Source organism: Dethiosulfatibacter sp. (genome assembly GCF_983023055.1).
Map to the genome: position 1 here is coordinate 1 of NZ_CEZJXU010000157.1, position 5,140 is coordinate 5,140.

At 37.0% G+C, this 5,140-nt stretch carries 4 protein-coding genes; 1 reads left to right on the plus strand and 3 read right to left on the minus strand.

Annotated features, from left to right (window positions below):
* Positions 1-184: 184 nt before the first annotated feature.
* Positions 185-1,807 (minus strand): BCCT family transporter, encoded by a 1,623-nt coding sequence (locus AC3AX0_RS06830; protein WP_487549558.1) that lies wholly within the window; start codon positions 1,805-1,807, stop codon positions 185-187.
* Between the two features lie 73 nt (positions 1,808-1,880).
* Complete coding sequence (locus tag AC3AX0_RS06835) at positions 1,881-3,059, minus strand: trans-sulfuration enzyme family protein (RefSeq protein WP_487549559.1); 1,179 nt, start codon at positions 3,057-3,059, stop codon at positions 1,881-1,883.
* Between the two features lie 258 nt (positions 3,060-3,317).
* Here AC3AX0_RS06835 and AC3AX0_RS06840 point away from each other — a divergent pair, with 258 nt between their 5' ends.
* On the plus strand, positions 3,318-4,121 hold the full coding sequence (locus AC3AX0_RS06840) for a MerR family transcriptional regulator (RefSeq protein ID WP_487549560.1): 804 nt from the start codon (positions 3,318-3,320) through the stop codon (positions 4,119-4,121).
* Positions 4,122-4,268: 147 nt separating this feature from the next.
* Here the strand turns inward: AC3AX0_RS06840 and AC3AX0_RS06845 are convergent, their stop codons facing one another.
* Complete coding sequence (locus tag AC3AX0_RS06845) at positions 4,269-4,793, minus strand: GNAT family N-acetyltransferase (protein WP_487549561.1); 525 nt, start codon at positions 4,791-4,793, stop codon at positions 4,269-4,271.
* Positions 4,794-5,140 lie beyond the last annotated feature (347 nt).

The following is a 5,140-nucleotide window of genomic DNA, read 5'->3' on the forward strand; positions in this document are numbered from 1 at the left end:
TCAGTATTTATGTCATAAATCTCCACTTCAACAGCTGTGTTGTTTTCAATGTATCCCTTAATATATTCCAGTAATTGTACCTTTCCTTCAAGTATATAGCTGTTAACCTTTACAAGATCCTGTGTTATTTCCACAGCTTGATTCCAGTCAATTGATTTAAATTCATCCAACATTAAAATCCCTCCTATTTCATCTTCAACTTCACTTTTTCACTTGTTTCCGTTTGAATATTCATCCATTTAAATCTCTTGTGTGATTCTATTGAATTCAAGATTTCTCCACTCTGAATATCTTTTTTGATTGCTTTTACAAAAGAAACTATCAATAACGCCATTACGAAAAGAACCGGTATCGCATAGAGGGTCGTAAGGGACTTAATTGTGTTAAGTATATTGAGTCCTTCAACATTATGTTCAAGGAACAGTATTGATACAGGCAATGCCAAAAAGATAAATGACCAGAAAAGCTTGTAGTATTTATTAGGCTCTTCGTCTTCCTTAAGACCTACAGATGTTAGAATTGACAAGGATGTAGCCATTGCCGTTGCGGATGTGGCAAGATTGAAGAAAATCAAGACCAGGAATACTATAATGGCCAGTGATGCTAAAGGAAGTGTTTGAAGTACTGCCAGCGTAGCCGCACTGCTTCCCTGCTCCAATATGATCTGAGAAAGCATTAGCTCTCCTGAAAGTTCAAGGCTCATTCCGTAGTTTCCAAGGATAGCGAACGTTATCCAACATGCTATAGGCGCCCATACAACAGTTGCTATAGCAATTTCTCTAAAAGAACGACCATACGAAATCCTGGCAATCCATACTCCCGTAAGAATAGCAAGACCTACATACCATGCCCAGTAGAAGATAGTCCATCCCTGTACAAATCCTGTTTGTGCTATTGCATCCGTATAGAAGCTCATCTTAAAGAATTCATCGATGTTTTTTCCCACAGCCATTGTAAAGTTATTAAGCATAAAGTTTGTTGGTCCAACAATTAGTATGAAAGCAAAGAATCCGATTGCTAGTTTTATATTGAAGTTGCTTATCTTCGCCATACCCTTTGCAATTGACTTTGATGTAGAGAGCATGAAGAAAATACAGAATACCACTATGACTGCAATTCTAAGTCCAAATGTATTTGGCATACCTGTTAGTGAACTGATCAGTTCAGCCATAACCGGTGTTCCCAAAGCTATGGTAGTCATAAGTCCACCTATATATGTGAATGCTACGAATCCATCCACAAGATATCTCAATACCCTATGGCTTGTTTTTTTTGTTCCCAGTACTTCAGAACAGGCATCGGAAACAAGTAGAGATCCAACCTTTCTATTCCAATACATGTATCCTATTGCAATACCAGGTAAAAGATAGAAGGACCAGGCTGAGAATCCCCAGTGGAACATACCGTAGGCTGAAGCATATTCATAGGCTTCTGTAGACATAGGTTCTACTCCAAAAGGTGTTCCAGTCACATAATACATCCATTCTATCATTCCGAATATAAGAATTCCTGCTGCAAGGGCCGAACACAGCATCATTGCTATCCATGTGAAAGTTTTGTAGTGAGGCTCCGCATCTGCTCCACCAAGTTTAATATCTCCATACTTGCTGCCTATTAAAAATATTGCCACTCCCAGACATACTACGCCTATTAACATAAACAGCCATGCAAGGTCCATAGTTATAAATCCAAAAACATTTCCAATAAGTTCTGCACTTTTCTCAGGAAACAGTCCCATTGGCAGCATCAAGGCTGCCATAATCAATAGTGAAAATAATATCAACGGTTTATTAGCTTTTTCAAACATTTAAATACTCCTCTTTAAAATTATATTATTTTTTGCAAATTTTTCCGACTAGTTTGATTACAGTTAAATCATATCATATTTCATTCAGTATTCTGTCAAATTCTTCAATTATGTCTTCAATATTTTCAAGTCCTATGGAGATCCTGAGAAGACCTTCAGGAAGTCCCATCTCTCTTCTTTCTTTAGGCGTCATTCCACTGTGTGTTATTGTAGTGTCACATAAAGATGTTGTGAAAGTTCCAAGACTCGGAACTATCTTTGCAAGCTTTGATTTCTTAACAAATTTGGCTATATTCTCGTAGCTTCCAAGGTCAACGGCAAGCATTCCACCATACTTGTCGTTATTGAACATATTGTTGGCAATCTCATAATCCTCGAATGTCTTCAATCCCGGATAGAACACCTTTCCAGTTTTTTCATGGGATTCAAGAAACTCTGCAAGCTTCATTGCATTGTCACAATGCTGATTTACTCTCAACTCTAGTGTCCTCATACTTCTTGTCAACAGCCATGCATCAAATGGGCTTATTATAGGTCCAAAAGTATGGGACAAGTCTACAGCCTTGTTGATATTCTCTTTGCTTGACACTATGACTCCCGCCATAATATCGCTGTGTCCGTTCAAGAACTTTGTAGCACTATGGACTACAATATCCGCACCATGCCTCAAGGGTTGGCATACAATTGGTGTTGCAAAGGTATTGTCAATTATTAGCTTTGCACCAAATTCATGGGCAACCTTTGAAATCCTGTCAATATCCAGCACGTTCATCATAGGATTGGCAATAGTCTCTGCATATACAACCTTAGTATTTTCCTTGAAATACTTGTGTAGATCATCTTCACCCAAGTCAACCATTGATACTTCGATTCCGAACTTGGATTCAATCTCACCTTTCAACAACTTGAATGCATTGCCGTATATTACACTATTTGCTATAATATGATCTCCCGCTTTAACTTGGGATATTATTGCCAATGTTATTGCAGCCATTCCTGAAGCAAAAACCTCTGCAGCTTCACCGCATTCAACTGCCTTTACCAGCTCATTCAAACAGTCCGTCGTAGGATTACCGTAGCTACCGTAAAGATATCCGTCAACCTTGTTGTAGCAAACGTCGTTGCATACTTCAGAATCATCGAATGTATAGGCTGATGTCATATATATGGGGGCAACCTTTGGCACTGATGCTGACGGAATATTGACCTTGGATCCTTGATGAGTTAGTTCCGTCATAAAATTAGTTTTCATTACTTCCTCCTTTCATTTCTTAACATCATTCTACTATCTCTAATTATTGTAGAGTCAAGACATAAAAAACAGTTTTTTTATGAAAAATCCAATCATATAAAGCCTTAATTATCAGATTTCGTAGCATATAATCCTGAATATCTCTCATAAGTACATCAAACAATGCAAAACTCTAGCATAGTTCTAGAGTTTAATTAAAAGAAAATTTGACAATTTCATTTTAAGAAGTTTATTATATATAGATAGGGAGGAATCAACTTGAAAAAACATTATTCGATTGGAGAAGTATCAAAAATATACGGAATCTCCGTACATTCCATAAGACACTATCACAAGATAAAACTGATAGTTCCTTCATATGTGGATGAATCCACAGGCTATAGATATTATACCTTCGACCAGTTCCATTATTTTAGCAGACTTAAATATTTCAGATCTATCGGTCTTTCACTTGAACAAATAAGGAGAGTTTTCGAATCAGGAGACGGAAATGAATTCAAATTCATCCTTCAAGAGATTAGGGAAGAAAAGGAAAGGGAAATCAACGAAATCAAGGACATGATAGACAAGATTGAATGGATTGATTCCTATTATTCCTCCTCGGACATAAACGATCTTGACAACCTTATATATAAAAGACATTTTCCAGAAAGACATATATTCAAGACTCTGGATTCAGGAACAAAGATCATAGAGGATCTGGACATAGCTCTCCACAGTAGGCTTTATTCCAAGAAATTCAGAGATATCAAATATTTCAGACAGTATGGCTACTTCATCGATTACGAATCATTGCTGGATAATGTCTCAAAACCTATTTCTGCAACCATGCTTCTAAGCGAAAAGCCTGACATTGATACTCCTCATATAAAAGTCCTTCCTGAAGGAGACTACATCTGCTACTGTACAAGGCTGTTGAACAAGGACATGGATGTGACACCTCTCATGAAATACATTGAATCAAAACACAAGACGAATCCCAGAGTGGTAATAGCTTTTGAATATGAAAAATATATTGAGGATTACTACAATGCCATTTACGAGATACAGATATTGTTTTAGCTATACATCTAAAAAAGAAAATAGAGCCTAATCGGGCTCTATCATCATTTTTGCAGTAACCATCGCTATAAACTTCCTTAATACGTCCTCCGACAAGGCTTCTATTATGTGAAATGGAACTAACTCCTGACTGTTCCTGTCAAATCTCTACTGTTTCTTCTTCCTATAATATTCATCCTTAAGCATTGAAAAAATCATCTGGTCCAGGTATCCCCTTTCGCTCTTGTAGGACTGTCTGTGAGTTCCCTCGTAGAACATCCCCAGACTCTTGTATAGCTTAATGCCAATTACATTATCCGGATAGACATCAAGCCAAAACCTGTTCATATGAAGATCCTCAAAACAAAACTTGAATATCCCTTCCATGACTTCTCGGCCGTAGCCTTTTCCCTTTTCGGTTATTGCTATCCTTCTAAGTTCGAAGATTTCGGATTTTTTATCCAATCTTATAAGGCAGTAACCCACCAGTACGTCTCCATCCTTTTTCTTGAAAGCAAGAAGATATGCGGAGTCACTTCCAATTTCCTCCAGATGTTCCTCATAGGTTCCCTGCCATATGAAATTCCTATTTTCAGGATCCTCTTCCATTGTTATGACACGATCTATTTCAAATTCCACTGCCTCTACAACATTTATTCTTTCTGTTTCAAACAGTTTTTCAAGTTTATCCATGGTTCCCCTCCTAGTTTTAAGACACAATAATAGTCGAGTCAATTCATGAGATCTAGAGTATATAGACGGTTCAACTGTATACGATTGATTGCATGAATTGTAACGAAACTCATTGTGGCTTAAAACTTCATTTTTTCAATTCAATACAATATAATATAATTCACTTCATATACTTAAGAATACTGCCACTTACTTCAATTGTCAACACCCTGCTCTCGTTCGTTAATAGAGGACAACTTCTACAATTCTTGTGAATCCACACACACATTGAAAAATTAGCAATTTTACAGTAATTAACCGTCGACAAAGCACATCTGTTCCTGTATCATAGATTAAATGGCTAAAAA

Bases quoted from the DNA above. Each gene is read 5' to 3' on its own strand.
- AC3AX0_RS06830 (WP_487549558.1), bottom strand. From the start codon at position 1,807: ATGTTTGAAAAAGCTAATAAACCGTTGATATTATTTTCACTATTGATT.
- AC3AX0_RS06835 (WP_487549559.1), bottom strand. From the start codon at position 3,059: ATGAAAACTAATTTTATGACGGAACTAACTCATCAAGGATCCAAGGTC.
- AC3AX0_RS06845 (WP_487549561.1), bottom strand. From the start codon at position 4,793: ATGGATAAACTTGAAAAACTGTTTGAAACAGAAAGAATAAATGTTGTA.